The organism is Mycolicibacterium psychrotolerans, from assembly GCF_010729305.1.
GTDB lineage: Bacteria > Actinomycetota > Actinomycetes > Mycobacteriales > Mycobacteriaceae > Mycobacterium > Mycobacterium psychrotolerans.
This window is the reverse complement of the sequence record NZ_AP022574.1, coordinates 4,078,634-4,094,293: the sequence shown is the minus strand read 5'-3', so window position 1 is coordinate 4,094,293 and position 15,660 is coordinate 4,078,634. Positions and strand designations below refer to the sequence as shown.

Annotated in this window: 14 protein-coding genes; 10 read left to right on the top strand and 4 right to left on the bottom strand. The window is 69.4% G+C overall.

Going from position 1 to position 15,660, the window contains the following annotated elements; translation table 11 throughout:
* Nucleotides 1-12 precede the first annotated feature (12 nt).
* The 4 genes from uvrC to whiA are packed head-to-tail and all read left to right on the top strand — an operon-like array spanning nt 13 to nt 4,938.
* Complete coding sequence (uvrC, locus tag G6N45_RS19890) at nt 13-2,061, top strand: excinuclease ABC subunit UvrC (protein ID WP_163723911.1); 2,049 nt, start codon at nt 13-15, stop codon at nt 2,059-2,061.
* Complete coding sequence (rapZ, locus tag G6N45_RS19885) at nt 2,058-2,948, top strand: RNase adapter RapZ (RefSeq protein ID WP_246228733.1); 891 nt, start codon at nt 2,058-2,060, stop codon at nt 2,946-2,948. Before uvrC ends, rapZ begins: the two co-directional genes overlap by 4 nt.
* The gene (yvcK, locus tag G6N45_RS19880) at nt 2,945-3,964 is read left to right on the top strand and encodes a uridine diphosphate-N-acetylglucosamine-binding protein YvcK (RefSeq protein WP_163723909.1); all 1,020 of its coding nucleotides are present in this window, start codon (nt 2,945-2,947) and stop codon (nt 3,962-3,964) included. Before rapZ ends, yvcK begins: the two co-directional genes overlap by 4 nt.
* Nucleotides 3,961-4,938 carry a DNA-binding protein WhiA gene (gene whiA / locus G6N45_RS19875; RefSeq protein ID WP_179965383.1) on the top strand — a complete coding sequence of 326 codons (978 nt, stop codon included), beginning with the start codon at nt 3,961-3,963 and terminating at the stop codon, nt 4,936-4,938. The genes yvcK and whiA overlap by 4 nt, the downstream gene beginning before the upstream one ends.
* On the opposite strand, the gene G6N45_RS19870 is transcribed toward whiA, so the two are convergent.
* On the bottom strand, nt 4,935-5,579 hold the full coding sequence (locus G6N45_RS19870; protein WP_163723904.1) for a hypothetical protein: 645 nt from the start codon (nt 5,577-5,579) through the stop codon (nt 4,935-4,937). The genes whiA and G6N45_RS19870 overlap by 4 nt on opposite strands.
* A 30-nt stretch (nt 5,580-5,609) precedes the next feature.
* On the opposite strand from G6N45_RS19870, the gene G6N45_RS19865 reads away from it, so the two are divergent.
* The 5 genes from G6N45_RS19865 (at nt 5,610) to secG (ending at nt 9,820) form a co-directional block, all read left to right on the top strand.
* Complete coding sequence (locus tag G6N45_RS19865) at nt 5,610-6,323, top strand: ABC transporter substrate-binding protein (protein ID WP_163723902.1); 714 nt, start codon at nt 5,610-5,612, stop codon at nt 6,321-6,323.
* 86 nt (nt 6,324-6,409) lie between these two features.
* Complete coding sequence (gene gap / locus G6N45_RS19860; RefSeq protein WP_163723900.1) at nt 6,410-7,432, top strand: type I glyceraldehyde-3-phosphate dehydrogenase; 1,023 nt, start codon at nt 6,410-6,412, stop codon at nt 7,430-7,432.
* A 6-nt stretch (nt 7,433-7,438) separates the two neighbouring features.
* Nucleotides 7,439-8,656: a phosphoglycerate kinase gene (locus G6N45_RS19855; RefSeq protein WP_163723898.1), complete on the top strand. Its 1,218-nt coding sequence runs from the start codon at nt 7,439-7,441 to the stop codon at nt 8,654-8,656.
* Between the two features lie 21 nt (nt 8,657-8,677).
* Nucleotides 8,678-9,463: a triose-phosphate isomerase gene (gene tpiA, locus G6N45_RS19850; RefSeq protein ID WP_163723896.1), complete on the top strand. Its 786-nt coding sequence runs from the start codon at nt 8,678-8,680 to the stop codon at nt 9,461-9,463.
* Between the two features lie 123 nt (nt 9,464-9,586).
* Nucleotides 9,587-9,820: a preprotein translocase subunit SecG gene (gene secG, locus G6N45_RS19845; protein WP_048417856.1), complete on the top strand. Its 234-nt coding sequence runs from the start codon at nt 9,587-9,589 to the stop codon at nt 9,818-9,820.
* On the opposite strand, the gene G6N45_RS19840 is transcribed toward secG, so the two are convergent.
* Nucleotides 9,817-11,070 carry an FAD-dependent oxidoreductase gene (locus tag G6N45_RS19840; protein ID WP_163723894.1) on the bottom strand — a complete coding sequence of 418 codons (1,254 nt, stop codon included), beginning with the start codon at nt 11,068-11,070 and terminating at the stop codon, nt 9,817-9,819. The genes secG and G6N45_RS19840 overlap by 4 nt on opposite strands.
* A gap of 59 nt (nt 11,071-11,129) precedes the next feature.
* Between G6N45_RS19840 and ppc the strand changes: the two genes are divergently transcribed.
* Nucleotides 11,130-13,925 (top strand): phosphoenolpyruvate carboxylase, encoded by a 2,796-nt coding sequence (ppc, locus tag G6N45_RS19835; protein ID WP_163723892.1) that lies wholly within the window; start codon nt 11,130-11,132, stop codon nt 13,923-13,925.
* Nucleotides 13,926-13,954: 29 nt separating this feature from the next.
* On the opposite strand, the gene G6N45_RS19830 is transcribed toward ppc, so the two are convergent.
* Both G6N45_RS19830 and G6N45_RS19825 read right to left on the bottom strand, forming a co-directional pair.
* Nucleotides 13,955-15,262, bottom strand: a complete 1,308-nt coding sequence (locus G6N45_RS19830) for a DUF2252 domain-containing protein (protein WP_163723890.1) — start codon at nt 15,260-15,262, stop codon at nt 13,955-13,957.
* Nucleotides 15,262-15,636, bottom strand: coding sequence for an ATPase (locus G6N45_RS19825; RefSeq protein ID WP_163723888.1), 375 nt, complete (start codon nt 15,634-15,636; stop codon nt 15,262-15,264). Before G6N45_RS19825 ends, G6N45_RS19830 begins: the two co-directional genes overlap by 1 nt.
* Between the last annotated feature and the right edge of the window lie 24 nt (nt 15,637-15,660).

The following is a 15,660-nucleotide window of genomic DNA, read 5'->3' as shown; positions in this document are numbered from 1 at the left end:
TAACCTGGGTCCGTGCCCGATCCAGCGACGTACCGACCCGCTCCCGGGTCGATCCCCGTCGAACCGGGTGTCTACCGTTTCCGTGACCAGCACCGCAGGGTGATCTACGTCGGCAAGGCCAAGAGCCTGCGCAGCCGGCTCAACTCCTACTTCGCCGATCTGTCGGGTCTGGCGCCGCGGACGCGCCAGATGGTGATGACGGCCGCGAGCGTCGAGTGGACGGTGGTCACCACAGAGGTCGAGGCGCTGCAGCTCGAATACAACTGGATCAAGGAGTTCGATCCACGGTTCAACATCCGCTACCGGGACGACAAGTCCTACCCGGTGCTCGCGGTCACGCTGAACGAGGAGTACCCGCGGTTGAAGGTGTACAGGGGTCCGCGCCGGAAAGGGGTGCGCTACTTCGGGCCGTACTCGCACGCCTGGGCCATCCGCGAAACCCTTGACCTGCTCACCAGGGTGTTTCCCGCCCGCACGTGCTCGGCCGGAGTGTTCAAGCGGCACAGCCAGATTGACCGGCCCTGCCTGCTGGGCTACATCGACAAGTGCTCCGCCCCGTGCGTCGGGCGGGTGAGCGCCGACCAGCACCGCCAGATCGTGACGGACTTCTGCGACTTCCTCGCAGGCAAGACCGACAAGCTGATCCGGGAGATGGAACAGCAGATGAACGCCGCGGCCGAGGAACTGGACTTCGAGCGGGCCGCCCGCCTGCGGGACAACATCGGGGCGATGCGCCGGGCGATGGAGAAGCAGGCCGTGGTGTTCGGCGACGGCACCGATGCCGACGTGGTGGCCTTCGCCGACGACGAGCTGGAAGCGGCGGTGCAGGTGTTCCACGTCCGGGGCGGACGGGTCCGGGGCCAGCGCGGCTGGATCATCGAGAAGTCCGGTGAACCGGGCGAATCCACGCTGTCCTATCTCGTCGAGCAGTTCCTCACGCAGTTCTACGGTGATCAGGTCGCGCTCGACGGGGCCGCCGACGAGGGCGGGGACGAGACCACCAACCCGGTGCCCAAGCAGGTGCTCGTCCCGGTGCTGCCCGAGACGTCGGCGGAACTCGAGACGTGGCTGTCCCAGCTGCGGGGGTCGCGGGTGTCGCTGCGGGTCGCCCAGCGCGGCGACAAGCGGGCGCTCGCCGAGACGGTTCAGCGCAACGCCGAAGGGGCGCTGAACCAGCACAAGCTCAAGCGCGCCGGCGACTTCACCGCGAGAAGCGCTGCGCTGCAGAGCATCCAGGATGCGCTGGGGCTCGAGGACGCGCCGCTGCGCATCGAGTGTGTGGACATCAGCCACGTACAGGGCACCGACGTGGTGGCCTCGCTGGTGGTCTTCGAGGACGGCCTGGCCAAGAAGTCCGACTACCGGCACTATGCGATCCGCGAGGCGGCGGGCGACGGGCGCTCCGACGACGTCGCCTCGATCGCCGAGGTCACCCGCAGGCGCTTCCACCGTCATCTGCGCGACACCCAGCAGCCCGGCGATCTCATCGCCGTGTCCGATGTCGCCGCCGGGGCGGCTCCGGAAGGGAGGCCGCGCCGTTTTGCCTACCCGCCCAACCTCTTCGTCGTCGACGGCGGCGCCCCGCAGGTCAACGCGGCCGCCGCGGTGCTCGAGGACCTCGGCATCACCGACGTCGCGGTGATCGGGCTGGCGAAACGGCTCGAGGAGGTGTGGGTGCCGTCGGAGCCGGATCCGGTCATCTTCCCCCGCAACAGCGAAGGGCTGTACCTGCTGCAACGGGTGCGCGACGAGGCGCACCGGTTCGCGATCAGCTACCACCGCAGCAAGCGCTCGAAGCGGATGACGGCGTCGGCGCTGGATTCGGTGCGCGGGCTGGGGGAGCACCGGCGCAAGGCGCTGGTCACCCACTTCGGCTCGGTGGCGCGGCTGCGGCAGGCCACGGTCGAGGAGATCACCACGGTTCCCGGCATCGGGGTGGCCACGGCCCGGGCCGTGCTCGAGGCGCTGGGCGTGGAATCGGCCGCCGCGCCGGATTCGCCGCCGGAACCGGACGCGGCGGTGGCGGTTATCGACGATGATCGAAGCACAGTGACGGGATGACAGAAGCGGGCATGCACACCGAATCCGGCGGAATCGACGTTGTCCTCGTGACGGGACTCTCGGGCGCGGGCCGTGGAACGGCGGCGAAGGTCCTCGAGGATCTGGGCTGGTACGTGGCGGACAACCTGCCGCCGGAGCTGATCGCGCGGATGGTCGACCTCGGCTTGGCCGCGGGTTCCCGGATCACCCAGCTGGCTGTCGTGATGGACGTACGGTCGCGTGGGTTCACCGGCGACCTGGACGGGGTGCGCACCGAGTTGGCCGCCCGCGACATCGCCCCTCGGGTGGTGTTCCTCGAGGCCTCCGACGACATCCTGGTGCGCCGCTACGAGCAGAACCGGCGCAGTCACCCGCTGCAGGGCAACCAGACTCTCGCCGAGGGGATCGCCGCCGAGCGCGCGCTGCTGGCGCCGGTGCGGGCCGCCGCCGACCTGGTCATCGACACGTCGTCGCTGTCGGTGCACGGACTGCGGGAGAGCATCGAGCGGGCCTTCGCGGCCGAGACCGTGGGCAACACCAATGTCACGGTGGAGTCGTTCGGCTACAAATACGGGCTGCCGATGGACGCCGACACCGTGATGGACGTCCGGTTCCTACCCAACCCGCACTGGGTGGACAACCTGCGCCCGCACACCGGCCAGCATCCCGACGTCCGCGACTACGTCCTCGGCCAACCCGGCGCCGTGGAGTTCCTCGACTCCTACCATCAGCTGTTGGACGTCGTGATCGACGGCTATCGGCGGGAGGGGAAGCGCTACATGACCGTGGCCATCGGCTGCACCGGCGGCAAGCACCGCAGTGTGGCGATGGCGGAGGCACTCGCGGAAAGACTGCAGGACGCGGCGCTGACGGTGCGGGTGCTGCACCGGGATCTGGGCCGCGAATGAGCCCGCGCATCGTCGCCCTCGGCGGAGGGCACGGGCTCTATGCCACCCTGTCGGCCGCGCGGCGGATCACCCCGCACGTCACCGCCGTGGTCACGGTGGCCGACGACGGCGGGTCCTCGGGCCGGCTGCGCAGCGAGCTCGACGTGGTGCCGCCGGGTGATCTGCGAATGGCGTTGGCGGCGTTGGCCTCCGACAGTCCGCACGGCCGGCTGTGGGCGACCATCATCCAGCACCGCTTCGGTGGCAGCGGCGCGCTGGCCGGGCATCCCATCGGCAACCTGATGCTCGCCGGGCTCAACGAGGTGCTCGCCGACCCCGTCGCCGCGCTCGACGAGCTGGGCCGCGTCCTCGGGGTCAAGGGCCGGGTGCTGCCGATGTGCCCGATGGGCCTGAGCATCGAGGCCGACGTCGTCGGTCTGGAGTCCGATCCGCGGGTCAGCCGCGCGATCCGCGGCCAGGTCGCGATCGCCACGACCGTGGGCAAGGTGCGCCGGGTGCGCCTGCTGCCCGGCGATCCGCCCGCCACCCGTCAGGCGGTGGACGCGATCATGAACTCCGACCTGGTGGTCCTCGGGCCGGGCTCGTGGTTCACCAGCGTGATCCCGCATGTGCTGGTGCCGCAGCTGGTGGCCGCGCTGCGGGCCACCACGGCGCAGCGGGCCCTGGTGCTCAACCTGGTGGCCGAGCCGGGGGAGACGGCCGGCTTCTCGGTGGAACGACACATCCACGTGCTGGCCCAGCACGCCCCGGAGTTCACGGTCGGCGACATCATCGTCGACTCGTCGCGGGTGCCCAGCGAGCGGGAACGGGAACAGTTGCGCCGCACCGCGACGATCCTCGACGCCCGCGTCGAGTTCGCCGACGTGTGCCGACCTGGTACACCTTTACATGACCCGGCGAGGTTGGCGGCGGCATTGGAGGGTGTTCTGCAACGGGGCGCGACACCCACGGGCAGACCGCAGACGGTGCCCACACCGACAGTGAACGGACCGAGAGGTGACGACCCGTGGCGATGACAGCCGAGGTCAAGGATGAGCTCAGCCGGCTCGTGGTGAATTCGGTGAGTGCTCGCCGCGCCGAGGTGGCCTCGCTGCTGCGGTTCGCCGGCGGGCTGCACATCGTGTCCGGCCGGGTGGTGGTCGAGGCCGAGGTCGATCTGGGCGTCATCGCGCGGCGGCTGCGCAAGGACATCTACGACCTGTACGGCTACACCGCCGTCGTGCACGTGCTCACGGCCAGCGGCATCCGCAAGAACACCCGCTATGTGGTGCGGGTCGCCAAGGACGGGGAGGCGCTGGCGCGCCAGACCGGCCTGCTGGATCTGCGTGGCCGCCCGGTGCGGGGACTGCCCGCCCAGGTGGTCGGCGGCAGCGTCGCCGACGCGGAAGCCGCTTGGCGGGGAGCGTTTCTGGCCCACGGCTCGCTGACAGAACCGGGCCGGTCTTCGGCGCTGGAGGTCAGTTGCCCCGGTCCCGAGGCCGCGCTGGCACTCGTGGGCGCCGCGCGCAGGCTGGGCGTGAGCGCCAAGGCCCGCGAGGTGCGGGGCAGCGACCGTGTGGTGGTGCGAGACGGGGAGGCGATCGGCGCGCTGCTGACCCGGATGGGCGCTCAGGACACCCGGCTGACGTGGGAGGAGCGCCGGATGCGCCGCGAGGTCCGCGCGACCGCCAACCGGCTGGCCAACTTCGACGACGCGAACCTGCGCCGGTCCGCCCGCGCCGCGGTGGCCGCCGCCGCCCGGGTCGAGCGCGCACTGGACATCCTCGGCGACACGGTGCCCGACCACCTGGCCGCCGCGGGCAGCCTGCGCGTGGCCCACCGGCAGGCCTCGCTGGAGGAACTCGGCCGGCTGGCCGATCCGCCGATGACCAAAGACGCAGTGGCAGGGCGGATTCGGAGGTTGTTGTCGATGGCCGACCGCAAGGCCAAACAGGACGGCATCCCGGATACCGAGTCCGCGGTGACGCCGGATCTGCTCGAGGACGCCTAGAACTCGAGGAGGTGCTCGAGCGCCTTCTTGTCGATGGCGTCGAATTCGTGGTCCTCGACGTGCATGTAGTGCCGGACCCGGTTGACGAAATCGTTGATCGCGGCGTTGAACGCATCGACCGCGGCGTTGCGCCGGTCCGGCGAGAGCGCGCTCGTGATCTCCTGCGCGAACGCGGTGTAGATGACCCGTTGCGCGCTGTCGGCGATGTCGCTGGGTGCGACCAGCCGCAACTCGGTCAGCAGGGTGATGGCGCGCTTGATGTCGTCTTCGAGCACTCCGGTGGCCCTCACCACCCGGAAAAGAATGGCGAGCCGGTCGAGATTCGCCGGGATCGACGGGTCGATCTCGCGGGCCATCGCGAGGAACTGGTCGCGGTCGTCGGTGTGCGCCAGCCGCTGGGTCACCTCCGCCCACTGTGCGGAGATCTCCTTGAGTCCGGCGCTGGCCACCGAGATCTCGGTCATCGCCGAGACGAATCTGACCGTCGCGTCACGCAGCAGGTCGAACTTCTGGCGTTCCTCCTCGGCCACGGTCTGCCGTTCGTAGTTCTTCTTCGAGGTCCAGTACGTCGCGATCCCGCCGACCATCGTGCCGAGCAGGCTGGCTGAGGCGGTGATCGCCGGGATCACCCAATCGGTCATCAGATGAGTATCGGGCTATACCGTGGCGCCATGGCTGTATTGACCGTCGGCGTCGCGGCCCCGGATCCGCCGTTCAACGCTATGCCCGGTGACACCGGGCTGGACATCGAGCTGATGAGAGCGCTGGCCGACAAGCTCGGCGACGAGGTGAGGTTCGCCGGATACGACGGCGCCGACTTCGACGGCATCTTCGACCGGCTGGACGCAGGCGAATACGACTGCGTCATCGCCGGGACGACGGTCACCCCGCAGCGCGCGGCGAAGGCGGCGTTCCTGCCGCCCTACGTCATCTCCGGGCAGGGCCTCGCGGTGGACACCGAGCGGCTGCCCCACGTGCATTCGGTCGACGACCTCGCCGGCCTAACGATCGGCGTGCAGCGCGGCAACACCAGCGAGGCCATCGCCGAGGGGCTGGTCGCCGACGGCAGGGCCGCCCGGGTCCGGCGCTATGACTACGGCGCGATCAGCACCGCGATCGCGGACCTGGCGGCGGGCGGCTGCGACGCGGTGATGAAGCTGGCCCCGGTGCTGACGTATCTGGTGCGGGCCGTTCCCGGTGTCGAGGTGGTCCAGCGCGGGCTCTCCGTGGAGGACCTCGCGATCGCGGTGGCCCCCGCCGACACGGCGCTGCTGGCCCGTTTGCAGGTCGCGCAGGCCGAGTTGGAGGAGGACGGCACGCTGCAGAAACTGCGCCGCAGATGGCTGGGCAATCCCTACGTCGACCAGAGCGTCGCATCGCTCTGAAACAGGGACGGGGCAACTGCGCGCTGGGAAAGGCACACGCACTAGGCTGGCTGCCGAGCAGTTCAACGACCGAGTAGGAGACTGACGTGACGATCCGGGTAGGCGTGAACGGTTTCGGCCGTATCGGGCGCAACTTCTTCCGCGCTCTGGACGCGCAGAAGGCCGAAGGCAAGAACACCGACATCGAGATCATCGCCGTCAACGACCTCACCGACAACGCGTCGCTGGCCCACCTGCTGAAGTTCGACTCCATCCTCGGCCGGTTGCCCTACGAGGTCAGCCTCGAGGGCGAGGACACCATCGTCGTCGGCGACACGAAGATCAAGGCGCTCGAGGTCAAAGAGGGACCCGCGGCGCTTCCCTGGGGTGACCTCGGCGTCGACGTCGTGGTCGAGTCCACCGGCATCTTCACCAAGCGCGACAAGGCCCAGGGCCACCTCGACGCGGGCGCCAAGAAGGTCATCATCTCCGCTCCGGCCACCGACGAGGACATCACGATCGTGCTCGGCGTCAACGACGACAAGTACGACGGCAGCCAGAACATCATCTCCAACGCGTCGTGCACCACCAATTGCCTGGGGCCGCTGGCCAAGGTGCTCAACGACGAGTTCGGCATCGTGCGCGGCCTGATGACCACCGTGCACGCCTACACCCAGGACCAGAACCTGCAGGACGGGCCGCACAAGGATCTGCGTCGCGCCCGCGCGGCCGCGCTGAACATCGTGCCCACCTCGACCGGCGCTGCCAAGGCCATCGGCCTGGTGATGCCCGAGCTGAAGGGCAAGCTCGACGGCTACGCGCTGCGGGTGCCGATCCCCACGGGCTCGTGCACCGACCTGACCGCCGAGCTGGCGAAGTCGGCGTCGGCCGCGGAGATCAACGCCGCGATGAAGGCCGCCGCCGAGGGACCGCTCAAGGGCATCCTGAAGTACTACGACGCACCGATCGTGTCCAGCGACATCGTCACCGACCCGCACAGCTCGATCTTCGACTCGGGGCTGACCAAGGTCATCGACAACCAGGCCAAGGTCGTCTCGTGGTACGACAACGAGTGGGGCTACTCGAACCGCCTCGTCGATCTCGTCGGCCTGGTCGGCAAGTCGCTGTAACCGGCGATGGCTTCATCTTCGATAAGATCACTCTCCGACCTTCTCGCCGAAGGGGTTTCGGGGCGGGGCGTGCTGGTGCGCTCGGATCTGAACGTGCCGCTCGACGAGGGCAGTATCACCGATCCTGGCCGCATCATCGCCTCGGTGCCCACCCTCAAGGCGCTCAGTGATGCCGGGGCCAAGGTCGTCGTCACCGCACACCTGGGCCGGCCCAAGGGCGAGCCCGACCCGAAGTTCTCGCTCGGGCCGGTGGCCGCGGCGCTGGCCGAGAAGCTGGGCAGGCACGTGCAGCTGGCCGGTGATGTGGTGGGCAGCGACGCGCTGGCACGCGCCGAGGGGCTGACCGACGGCGACATCCTGCTGCTGGAGAACATCCGCTTCGACCCCCGCGAGACCAGCAAGGACGATGCGGAGCGCCTCGCGCTCGCGAAGGCGCTCGTCGAGCTGGTCGGGGAGGACGGCGCGTTCGTCTCCGACGGCTTCGGGGTGGTGCACCGCAAGCAGGCGTCGGTCTACGACGTCGCGACGCTGCTGCCGCACTACGCGGGGAAGCTCGTCGACACCGAGGTCAAGGTGCTCGCCCAGCTCACCGAATCGACCGAACGGCCGTACGCGGTGGTGCTCGGCGGCTCGAAGGTGTCGGACAAGCTCGCCGTGATCGAGAACCTGGCCACCAAAGCCGACAGCCTGATCATCGGTGGCGGAATGTGCTTCACTTTCCTTGCCGCACAAGGCCTTTCGGTGGGTGGCTCACTGCTCGAGGAGAGCATGATCGACACCTGCCGAAAATTGCTCGACGACTACGGCGACGTGCTGCACCTGCCGGTGGACATCGTGGTGGCCGAGAGGTTCGCGGCCGATTCGCCGGCCGACACGGTCGCGGCCGACAAGATCCCCGACGACAAGATGGGCCTGGACATCGGCCCCGAGTCGGTCAAGCGGTTCACCGCGCTGCTGTCGAACGCCAAGACGATCTTCTGGAACGGCCCGATGGGTGTGTTCGAGTTCCCGGCGTTCGCCGCGGGCACCAAGGGGGTGGCCGAGGCGATCATCTCCGCCACCGGCAAGGGCGCGTTCAGCGTCGTCGGCGGTGGCGACTCGGCGGCCGCGGTGCGCCAACTGGGCCTGCCCGAGGACGGTTTCTCGCACATTTCCACCGGTGGCGGTGCGTCGCTGGAATACCTTGAGGGCAAAGAGTTGCCCGGTATCCACATCCTGCAGTGACCCTCGACTAGGAGACCCCACGTGCCCCGTAAGCCGCTGATCGCCGGCAACTGGAAGATGAACCTGAACCACTTCGAGGCGATCGCGCTGGCGCAGAAGATCGCATTCTCGTTGCCGGACAAGTACTTCGACAAGGTCGACGTGACGGTGATCCCGCCGTTCACCGATCTGCGCAGCGTGCAGACCCTCGTCGAGGGCGACAAGTTGCGGCTCACCTACGGCGCGCAGGACGTGTCCCAGCATGACTCCGGCGCCTACACCGGCGAGATCAGCGGTGCCTTCCTGGCCAAGCTGGGCGTCACGTTCGTCGTCGTGGGCCACTCCGAGCGGCGGACCTACCACCACGAGGACGACGCGCTCGTCGCGGCGAAGGCCCAGGCGGCGTTCAAGCACGGCCTGATCCCGATCATCTGCATCGGCGAGCAGCTCGAGGTGCGCGAGGCGGGTGACCACGTCGAGTTCAACGTGAACTCGCTGCGCGGGTCGCTGGCCGGCTTGTCGGCCGAGCAGATCGGCCGGTCCGTCATCGCCTACGAACCCGTGTGGGCGATCGGCACCGGCCGGGTGGCCAGCGCGGCCGACGCGCAGGAGGTGTGTCAAGCGATCCGCACTGAGATCGGGGCGCTGGCATCCGCTGACATCGCCGCCGGGGTGCGGGTGCTCTACGGCGGTTCGGTCAACGCCAAGAACGTCGGCGAGATCGTCGGCCAGCCCGACGTGGACGGTGCGCTGGTCGGCGGCGCCTCACTGGACGCGGAGCAGTTCGCCACCCTGTCGGCGATCGCCGCGGGCGGCCCGCTGCCCTGACCCTCACCCCGCCCAAACCGACGTTTGGGCGGATTTGTTCGAGACGATCGCGCCTTTTCGTCGATCTCGACACCGTTCTACGCGGTTGGCTTCGGGCGATCCGCGCCCTGTAGTCTGACGGCCATGGAATTGGCCCTGCAGATCATCCTGGTCGTGACCAGCGTGCTGGTCGTGCTCTTGGTTCTGCTGCACCGCGCCAAGGGTGGCGGTCTGTCCAGCCTGTTCGGCGGCGGCGTCCAGTCCAGCCTGTCCGGCTCCACCGTGGTCGAGAAGAACCTCGACCGGTTGACACTGTTCGTCACGGGCATCTGGGTGGTCGCCATCATCGGGATGGCGCTGCAGATCAAGTACAGCTAGCTCAGCGCTTTCAACACCGCGGCCGCGGCGCGCCGTCCGCTGACCAGCGCTCCCTGAATCGACGCGGTGTCGCGGTGGTCGCCGCACATCCATAGCCCTGACGCATCCCGGACCGGTCGGCGCACCGTCAGCGGCGGCGGCTGCACCGGTAGCGCGTCCGGGATCACATGCCGGATCACCGGCTGCCAATCCGTGGCGTCGACACCGAGGATCTCCGCGGCGTGCGCCCGTAGCTGCGGTTCCGTCGGCTCCGGATGCCCGTTGCCCAGCAGCGCCGACGCGGCGACCAGGTGCCGTCCGGGCGGTGCGTACGTCGGGGCGGAGGCGCTGATCACCGCGGCGTTGACGACGGGACCCCGCACGCCGGGACGGCCGTCCACCCACAGCATCGGTGGTCCCGCCCACGGTCGGTCGGTGGCCCACCAGTCGGTGACGACGCCGCGGGTCGGTGTCGGCGCGCCGCCGATCCACTGGGCCGCCGCGGTCGCATCGGTCGCGACCACCACCTCGCGGGCGCGCACCGCGGTCCCGTCCTCGGCGCTGACCCGCCATCCGCCCTCCGACGCGGTGATCCCGGACACCCGACGATTCAGCGCCACCCGCTCACCCAGCGGCGCGGCCAACTGCCGGGGCAGGGCAGCCATCCCGTCCGCGGGCAGCGCGGGCACCCCGAGGGCGAACATCCGCGCCAGCAGCAGCGCGAACGCGTTGGACGTCGCCCCGCTGTCGTCGAGCACCACACCGGACAGGAACCGGTCGATCACCCGGCGCAGTTCTCCGGACACCCCGCATCGGTCGAGCGCGGCCAGCAGCGTGGTGTCCTTGCCGGGCGAGTGCTTCAGGTGGCCCGGCCGCAGCGCCGGGTAGGCCCACCGCGCCAGCGCCACCGCGTCAGCGGGCCGCACACCGCGCCGGGCGAGCATGCCGGGCAGTCGCTTGGGCGCGCGCACGGGATGCGCCAGCACCACCGACCCCCGCTCCCGGCGCACCCCGACGCCCGGCCCGAACGGCTGCAGCCTCAGCGCCGCGACGTCGACGCACGAACCCAGTTCGGGATAGGCCGGGTTGAGCACCTGGAAACCGCGGTCACACAGGAAGCCGTCGACGATGTCGGTGCGGATCCGGCCGCCCACCTCGTCGGCGGCCTCCCACACCCGGACCTCGCGGCCCGCGTCCGCCAGCACCGCTGCGCAGCGCAACCCCGCCAGCCCGGCGCCGACGACGACGACCTCGGCGTCCTCCACATCCATCCGGCCACGCTACCGCGCTCGCCATGCGGCGGAATCTGGCTGCGTCGATACTGGGCACCATGTCTCAGACAGCCGACAGCACGCTCGAACCGATCGGAGCCGTGCAGCGCACCCAGGTGGGCCGCGAAGCGACCGAACCGATGCGCGAGGACATCCGCCTGCTCGGCGCCATCCTCGGCGACACCGTCCGCGAGCAGAACGGGGACGCGACGTTCGACCTGGTCGAGCGCGCCCGGGTCGAGTCGTTCCGGGTGCGCCGGTCGGAGATCGACCGCACCGAGCTGGCGAGGCTGTTCGACGGCGTCGACGTCCACCAGGCGATCCCCGTCATCCGCGCCTTCACCCATTTCGCGCTGCTGGCCAACGTCGCCGAGGACATCCACCGCGAACGACGCCGGGCCGTGCACGAGGCCGCGGGCGAGCCGCCGCAGAACAGCACCCTGGCCGCGACCTACCTCAAACTCGACGACGCGGACCTCGAGGACGGCCGCGTCGCCGATGCGCTCGTCGGCGCCCTGGTCGCGCCCGTCATCACCGCGCACCCCACCGAGACACGGCGACGCACGGTGTTCGACACCCAGCACCGCATCACCGAGTTGATGCGTCTGCGCCTGCACGGTCATCACCGCACCGAGGATGGCCGCGACGTCGAACGGGAACTGCGCCGCCACATCCTCACGCTGTGGCAGACCGCGCTGATCCGGTTGTCGCGCTTGAAGATCCAGGACGAGATCGAGACCGGGCTGCGGTACTACCCGGCGGCGTTCCTCGACGTCATCCCGCGGGTGAACGCCGAGGTACGGGCCGCGCTGCAGGCCCGCTGGCCCGGCGTCGACCTGCTGACCGAACCGATACTGCGGCCGGGATCGTGGATCGGCGGCGACCGCGACGGCAATCCGAACGTCACCGCGGAGGTGGTGCGGCTGGCCACCGGCAGTGCCGCCTACACCGCGTTCGCGCACTACTTCACCGAGCTCACCGCGCTGGAGGAAGAGCTGTCGATGTCTGTGCGGCTGGTGCACATCAGCGACGAGCTGGCCGCGCTGGCCGACGCCTGCCACGAACCGGCGCGCGCCGACGAACCGTACCGGCGGGCGCTGCGCGTCGTGCACGCACGGTTGACGGCCACCGCACGGCAGATCCTGGACCGGCAGCCCGAACACGAACTCGACCTCGGCATGGCGCCCTACGCCGCCCCCGCCGAACTGTCGGCAGACCTGGACGTCGTCGACGGGTCACTGCGCGCATACGGCAGCTCGGTGCTCGCCGACGACCGGCTGGCCCGGCTGCGGGAAGCGGTGCGGGTCTTCGGTTTCCACCTCTCCGGTCTGGACATGCGGCAGAACTCCGATGTGCACGAGGAGGTGATCGCCGAGTTGCTGGCGTGGGCGGGGGTGCATTCCGACTACGCCTCGCTGAGCGAACCGGAGCGCGTGGAGCTGCTCGCGGACGAGCTCGCGACCCGCCGGCCGCTGACGGGGCCGGGCGCCGACCTGTCGGAGTTGGCGCGCAAGGAACTCGACATCGTCGCCGCCGCGGCGCGCGCCGTCGAGGTGTTCGGACCGCAGGCGGTGCCGAACTACATCATCTCGATGTGCCAGTCCGTCTCCGACATGCTCGAGGCCGCGATCCTGCTCAAGGAGGCGGGTCTGCTGGACGCCTCGGGCGAGCGCCCCTACGCGCCGGTCGGCATCGTGCCGCTGTTCGAGACCATCGACGACCTGCAACGCGGATCGTCGATACTCGAAGCGGCCCTGGATCTTCCGCTCTACCGGGCGGTGGTGGCGGCGCGCGGAGACAGCCAGGAGGTGATGCTCGGCTACTCCGATTCCAACAAGGACGGCGGTTACCTCGCGGCCAACTGGGCGCTCTACCGCGCCGAACTGGATCTCGTCGACTCGGCCCGCAAGACCGGAATCCGGTTGCGGCTCTTCCACGGTCGCGGCGGCACGGTGGGCCGCGGCGGCGGGCCGAGCTACGATGCGATCCTGGCCCAGCCGCCGGGCGCGGTCAACGGATCGCTGCGGATCACCGAACAGGGGGAGGTGATCGCCGCCAAGTACGCCGAGCCCCGCATCGCGCACCGCAACCTGGAGACGCTGCTGGCCGCGACTCTGGAAGCGACCCTGCTCGACGTCGAAGGGCTCGGCGAGGCCGCCGAGCCCGCGTACGCGGTGCTCGACGACCTCGCCGCGCGCGCCCAGCGCGCCTACGCCGACCTGGTGCACGACACACCGGGTTTCGTGGACTACTTCAAGGCGTCGACGCCGGTCAGCGAGATCGGTGCGCTCAACATCGGCAGCAGGCCGACGTCGCGCAAACCCACCACGTCGATCTCCGATCTACGGGCCATCCCGTGGGTGCTGGCCTGGAGCCAGTCACGGGTGATGCTGCCCGGCTGGTACGGCACCGGAACCGCGTTCGAGGACTACATCGCCGAGGACGACGGACGTCTGGAGATCCTGCAGGATCTCTACCGGCGCTGGCCGTTCTTCGCGACGGTGCTGTCGAACATGGCCCAGGTGCTCGCGAAGTCCGATCTCGGGCTGGCCGCGCGCTACGCCGAACTGGTGCCAGACGAAGAGCTGCGGCGCCGGGTCTTCGACAAGATCGCCGATGAACACGAACGCACCATCCGGATGCACAAGCTGATCACCGGACACGACGATCTGCTCGCCGACAACCCCGCGCTGGCCCGGTCGGTGTTCAACCGGTTCCCGTACCTCGAGCCGCTGAACCACCTGCAGGTCGAGCTGCTGCGCCGCTACCGGTCCGGCGACGACGACGAACTGGTGCAGCGCGGCATCCTGCTCACGATGAGCGGGCTGGCCACCGCGCTCCGCAACAGCGGCTGAATCGTTGCTGCCGCAACAGCGGCTGAAAATCAGGTCGCCGTCACCCCGGGGATGCGGCCCTCGCGGAAGGCCTCGACGAAGTGCCGGTGGTCTTCGCGGGCGACCGCGGCGTACTCGAGTCCGAACGCGACGATGTCGGCGACGAAGTCGTCCTCGTCGTCTCCGATCGCGGCGACGATCGCCTCCTCGGTCTGGAAGCCCACCAGCGACTGGTCGCTGTCGGAGTCGCTGACGCAGTGCACCTTCGCCACTGCCTGCCCGAGCTGGGAGACCACCTCGGTCAGTTCGTCCGGCTCGGTCAGCTCGGTCCAGTCCAGATCGGCCTCGTAGGGCGAGATCTCGCTCACCACGAAACCGACACCGTCGATGTCGGTGTAGCCCAGCAGCGGGTCGGCGTGCGCCTGCAGGGCGCGCTGCGAGACGGCCGTGCGGTGCCCGTGGTGCAGGAAATAGCCGTGCACCTCCTCGTCGTCGACCACGCGGCTGGGCGCGGCGACATTGCCCTGCTTCATCGACAGCACGACGTCGTTGTCCAGCGCCTGGTTGAAGCCCTCGATGAGGATCGTGTAGGCGGGCAGGCCGGCGCTGCCGATGCCGAACCCGGTGTTGGCGGTGATGTCCTTGACGTCGTAGGCGATGCCCCGGAAACGCTGCGTCTCGGGGATCGTGTCGAGGTAGCGGTGGAACGCCTCGACGACGCTGTCGCGTTCGTCCCCCTCGAGGCGCCGTGCGCCGGGCCGTTCCCGGAACCGCCGGTCGCATTCGTCGACGACGGTGATCCGATCGAGCATCTCGGCGCGCGTGGAGAGCCGGGCCGACTGCAGCGCCGAGAGCACCGCGCCCCGCGCGGTGTCCAGGTTCAGCGAGAACGAGGCGTCATCGTCGACGTCGGTGAACCACCGCACCTGATCCACATACGCCCGGACGAACGCCGCGATGAGCGACGAGATCTGTTCGTCGGACAGCGCCTTCTGCCAGCACATCAACGCGATGCTGGCGGCGAAGCGCTGCAGATCCCAGGTGAAGTGCCCGACGAACGCCTCGTCGAAGTCGTTGACGTCGAAGATGAGCACCCCGGCACCGTCCATGTAGGTGCCGAAGTTCTCCGCGTGCAGGTCGCCCTGAATCCACACCCGGCCGGTGCGCTCGTCGGCCCACCGGTCCTCGCGCGCCGACACGTCGGCGTAGAACACGCATGCGCTGCCGCGGAAGAACGCGAACGGATCCGCGGCCATCTTGCGGAACTTCGTGCGGAACGCGTCCGGGTCGGCGCTCATCAGATCGTCGAAGGCGCCGACCAGCGTGTCGACGATCTGTGACTCCCTGTCGTCGGACATCAGCCCAGCCCGGCGCCGCGCCGCAGCCGATCGACCACACCGCGGATCGCGTGGTCGGTAGCCGCCAGCGGGGAGATCACCGACTCACCGAGGCCGACGATGCGCTCGACACGTCCGACGATGCCCTCCATCCGGTCGACCACCCCGTGCAGCCGCGGCGCGAGCTCGTTGATGCGGTTGATCGTGTCGTTGAACCGTTCCAGCGTGGCGTCGAGGGTCGCGGTGGAGTTGTTGAGGTCCTCGAGTGTCTCGCTCAGACTCTCGAGGATCGTGTCGACCTGCTCGACGGTGACATCAGCGTTCAGCGCCGCCTGCGCGAGCTTGCGGATCCGCTCGGGTCCGGTCCGTACGGGTCTGCCGGTTCGGTCTGCCATGTCGGCAAGTATGACGTGCCCCTC